The organism is Roseateles sp. P5_B10 (assembly GCF_056400485.1).
In genome coordinates this window covers 1-4,022 of the sequence record NZ_JBFULE010000486.1, presented here as the reverse complement: position 1 = coordinate 4,022, position 4,022 = coordinate 1, and the positions used below count along the sequence as shown (strand labels likewise).

General features: G+C 69.4%; 5 protein-coding genes. 2 read left to right on the top strand and 3 right to left on the bottom strand.

From position 1 onward, the window contains the following. Positions 1-133 precede the first annotated feature (133 nt). Both AC1DU6_RS22420 and AC1DU6_RS22415 read left to right on the top strand, forming a co-directional pair. On the top strand, positions 134-550 hold the full coding sequence (locus AC1DU6_RS22420; RefSeq protein WP_056202384.1) for a DUF4902 domain-containing protein: 417 nt from the start codon (positions 134-136) through the stop codon (positions 548-550). Positions 551-618: 68 nt separating this feature from the next. Continuing rightward, positions 619-1,161, top strand: coding sequence for a PaaI family thioesterase (locus tag AC1DU6_RS22415; RefSeq protein ID WP_056202381.1), 543 nt, complete (start codon positions 619-621; stop codon positions 1,159-1,161). On the opposite strand, the gene AC1DU6_RS22410 is transcribed toward AC1DU6_RS22415, so the two are convergent. The 3 genes from AC1DU6_RS22410 to edd form a co-directional block, all read right to left on the bottom strand. Beyond that, on the bottom strand, positions 1,158-1,703 hold the full coding sequence (locus tag AC1DU6_RS22410; protein ID WP_457324257.1) for an MOSC domain-containing protein: 546 nt from the start codon (positions 1,701-1,703) through the stop codon (positions 1,158-1,160). The genes AC1DU6_RS22415 and AC1DU6_RS22410 overlap by 4 nt on opposite strands. Then, a complete protein-coding gene (eda, locus tag AC1DU6_RS22405; RefSeq protein ID WP_200955318.1) occupies positions 1,700-2,323 on the bottom strand; it encodes a bifunctional 4-hydroxy-2-oxoglutarate aldolase/2-dehydro-3-deoxy-phosphogluconate aldolase in 624 nt (207 codons plus the stop codon). Before eda ends, AC1DU6_RS22410 begins: the two co-directional genes overlap by 4 nt. A 170-nt stretch (positions 2,324-2,493) precedes the next feature. Beyond that, a partial coding sequence (gene edd / locus AC1DU6_RS22400; RefSeq protein WP_477859704.1) for a phosphogluconate dehydratase occupies positions 2,494-4,022 on the bottom strand: 1,529 nt, incomplete at its 5' end.

The window sequence follows — 4,022 nt, the reverse complement described above, 5'->3', positions numbered from 1 at the left end:
GGCCGACGTCGATCAGCTGCTGGTAGTTCATTTCGGGCTTACCCATACCTGCCAAGTCTGCCAGCTTGTTCCCCACTGGCCCTGACCAGAGACTGCCCTCCCGTTCGAATCACACGACACAGAGGAGCCGTCCATGCCAACCCTGATCCAGTTGCCCGAAGGCAGCGTCTGCTGGCCGGTGGCCGCGCTGTCCAGCGCCGCCCAGGATGTCCGCCACGCCCGGACCCAGGTGCACCGCGTGCGCCGCGACGAGCACCGCGTCAGCGGCTCGACGCGTTGGGAGCGCTGCTATGCCGACGCCTGCGCCTGGGTGGAATGGGACTGGGTCGAGATCAACGAGGGCACCGTCGCGCAGGCCGATCCGCTCAATGTGCGCTCCAACGTGCTGCTGCTGGACGCCCGCGGCCGCCCGCTGCTGTCGTCGCGTCGCCGCGCGACGTTGGCGACGCTGGTGTATCTGCTGCCCTGGCAGGGCCCAGTGCTGGACAAGCTGAGGATGGACGAACCTTCGCGCCGCAAGGCCGTTGCGGAGCAGCGCCTGGCCGCTTGAACACTGGTGACAGCGCGGGGCACCGGCTTTGCGCAGAATCGAGGGCTTCATCGCTTGAAGCCGCCGCCATGAGTTCTCCCTCCCCCGAAGCCGTCCTTTCCCAATGGCAAGCTGACGAGGCCGCGCTGCGCACGCGRCAGCAGGGTGAAACCGGCCTGGCTTCGCGGGCCATGCTGGCTGGCAAGACCGGCCTGCAACAGATGCAGGCCATGCTGGATGGCCTGGCACCCCGGCCACCGATCAGCGAGACGCTGGACTTCCTGCTGATCTCGGTGGAGGACGGAATCGCCGTCTTCCAGGGGCGACCACAGTTCAAGCACTACAACCCGCTCGGCAGCGTGCACGGCGGCTGGTTCGCGACGCTGCTCGATTCCGCCCTGGGCTGCGCGGTGCACACGACCTTGCCGGTGGGCCGCGGCTACACGACGCTGGAGTTCAAGATCAACCTCGTGCGCGCGCTGAGCGACAAGGTGCCCTTCGTACGCGCCATCGGCAAGGTGGTGCACCGCGGCCGCCAGGTGACGACGTCGGAGGCGACGCTGGTCGGCCACGACGGCAAGCTCTACGCCCACGCCAGCACCACCTGCCTGTTGTTCGACCTGCCGAGCTAGACGCGCTCGAGCTTTTGGTGCGGCAGCGGCGGCAGCCGTACCGTGATCGCATCGCCCGGCTTCACGGCACCGCCGGCCAGCACGATGCTCATGATGCCGGCCTTGCGCACGACCTCGCCGTCGGCATCGCGGTCGACGACGGCCTTCAAGAGGCCAGCCTCGAAGTTCTCGATCTGCGGGCAGGGATTGCGCAGGCCGGTCACCCGCAGCACGACCTCGGCGCCGATGCGCAGTTCGGTGTCGCGCGGCAGTGCGAGCAGGTCGATGCCGCGGGTCGTGAGGTTTTCGCCCATCTGGCCGGGCTGCACGCCGAAGCCGCGGGCGGCGAGCTCGTCGAAGAGCTCGCCCTGGATCAGGTGGACCTGGCGCAGATTGGGCTGGGTCGGGTCCACGGCCACGCGCGAGCGGTGCTTGACCGTCACGCCGCAATGGGCGTCGCCTTCGACGCCCTGCCCTGCGATGAAGCGCAGCTCGCCTCTAGCGAACTTGGAGAATCTGTGCGTTGCGCTGGACCAGACGGCCGCGACGACCGCCAGCGTCATGCGCGCAGTGCCGCGGCCTCGGAGGCCAGCTTGGTGATGCGCGCCCAATCCTTGGCGTCGACCGCGTCCTGCGGCGTCAGCCAGGAGCCGCCGCAGACCTTGACGTTGGGCAGCTTCAGGAATTGCGGCGCCGTCTCCAGCGAGATGCCACCGGTCGGGCAGAAAGCCACGTCCGGGAAGGGGCCGGCGAGCGACTTCAGCAGGTTGACGCCGCCGACGGCAACGGCCGGAAAAAGCTTCAGGAAGCCAAAGCCGGCCGCATTGGCCTGCATGACCTCGGAGGCCGTCGACACGCCGGGCAGCAGCGGCAGGCCCTGGGCCTGGCAGGCGGCGGCCAGTGCGTCGGTGTAGCCGGGGCTGACGCCGAACTGGCAGCCGGCATTCTTGGCGTTCGTCACGTCGGCCGGGCTGCGCAGCGTGCCGGCGCCGACGATGGCGCCCGGCACCCTGGCCATGGCTTCCATGGCCTGCAGGGCGACGGGGGTGCGCAGCGTCACTTCGAGCACGCGCACGCCGCCAGCAACCAGCGCTTCGGCCAGCGGCACGGCGTCTTCCAGGCGCTGGATGACGATGACGGGGATGACGGGGCCGTGGCTGGCCAGGCTCAGGGTGTCGATCATTTCAATTCTCCATAAGACCGGGGTATTCGGGCCGAGCGCTGGGCCGCTCCCGAGCCGGCCCGCTTGGCGAAGCTTGCGGCTCAATGCCGGAAGCTTTGGCGTCCCCTCGGGGGACCGGCCAGGCTGGCGCGCGTTCAGCGCCGCCAGACTGGACGAGGGGCTGTCTCACTTCACAACCAGGTGCAGGCGCCTTCTTCGGCGCTCAGGACATTGCGGCGCAGGCCGGCAAAGAGTTCGCGGCCTAGGCCGTGGGCATTGACGTCGGCTTCGTCCGGATCGAGCGTCGCCACCTCGCGGGCCGCCCAATCGGCCTCGTCGACCAGGGCGGCCAGCGTGCCGGTCTGCGCGCAAACGCGCACGACGTCGCCATCACGCAGCTTGGCCAGCGGCCCACCGGCCAGGGCCTCGGGGCTGACGTGGATGGCCGCGGGCACCTTGCCCGAGGCACCGCTCATGCGGCCGTCGGTGACCAGCGCCACCTTGAATCCCTTGCCCTGCAGCACGGCCAGCGGCGGCGTCAGCTTGTGCAGTTCGGGCATGCCATTGGCGTGCGGGCCCTGGAAGCGCACGACGACGATGACGTCGCGCTCCAGCTCGCCGTTCTTGAATGCGGTCAGCATGGCTTCCTGCGTCGTGAAGATGCGGCAAGGCGCCTCCACGGTGTGGCGATCCTCGGGCACCGCCGAGACCTTGATGACGGCGCGGCCGAGGTTGCCGGCCAGCAGCTTGAGGCCACCGGTGGCGCTGAAAGGCGCGGCGGCCGTGCGCACGACACCGTCGTCGCCACTGGCGGCCGGCAGCGGCTCGCGCACCACCTCGCCGCTCTGGCCCACCGCCCGCGGCACGAAGGCATAGGGGCGCAGGCTGTCGCCGGCGACTGAGATGACGTCCTCGTGCATCAGGCCGGCGTCCATCAGCTCACGGATGACGAAGCCCGGGCCGCCGGCGGCCTGGAACTGGTTCACGTCTGCACTGCCATTGGGGTAGACGCGCGACAGCAAGGGCACGACGGCGGACAGGTCGGAGAAGTCCGTCCAGTCGATCAGGATGCCGGCCGAGCGGGCGACGGCGACCCAGTGGATCAGGTGGTTGGTCGAGCCGCCAGTGGCGAGCAATGCCGCCATCGCGTTGACGATGCAGCGCTCGTCGACGAGGTGGCCGATGGGTTTGGCGGCCCGGCCCGCCACGCGGCCGCTGATGTTGATCGCCGTGGCGACAGCCTCGCGCGTCAGCGCCGTGCGCAGGTCGTCGTGCGGATGCACGAAGGCGCTGCCCGGCGTGTGCAGGCCCATGGCCTCCAGCAGCATCTGGTTGCTGTTGGCGGTGCCGTAGAAGGTGCAGGTGCCGGCGCCGTGATAGGCCGCCTGCTCGCTCTTCAGCAACTCGTCGCGGCCGACCTTGCCCTGGGCGTAGAGCTCGCGCACCTTGGCCTTGTCGCTGTTGGAGATGCCCGAGCTCATCGGCCCGGCGGGCACGAAGACGCAGGGCAGATGGCCGAAGTGCAGTGCGCCGATCAACAGGCCCGGCACGATCTTGTCGCAGATGCCCAGCAGCAGGGCCGCATCGAAGACGTCATGCGTCAGCGCTATTGCCGTGCCCATCGCGATGGTGTCGCGCGAGAACAGGCTCAGCTCCATGCCGGGCAGGCCTTGCGTCACACCATCGCACATCGCCGGCACGCCGCCCGCGACCTGCACCG

What these genes read in the sequence shown, in the direction of transcription:
- AC1DU6_RS22420 (WP_056202384.1), top strand. Translation starts at nt 134, where the DNA reads ATGCCAACCCTGATCCAGTTGCCCGAAGGCAGCGTCTGCTGGCCGGTG.
- AC1DU6_RS22410 (WP_457324257.1), bottom strand. Translation starts at nt 1,703, where the DNA reads ATGACGCTGGCGGTCGTCGCGGCCGTCTGGTCCAGCGCAACGCACAGA.
- eda (WP_200955318.1), bottom strand. Translation starts at nt 2,323, where the DNA reads ATGATCGACACCCTGAGCCTGGCCAGCCACGGCCCCGTCATCCCCGTC.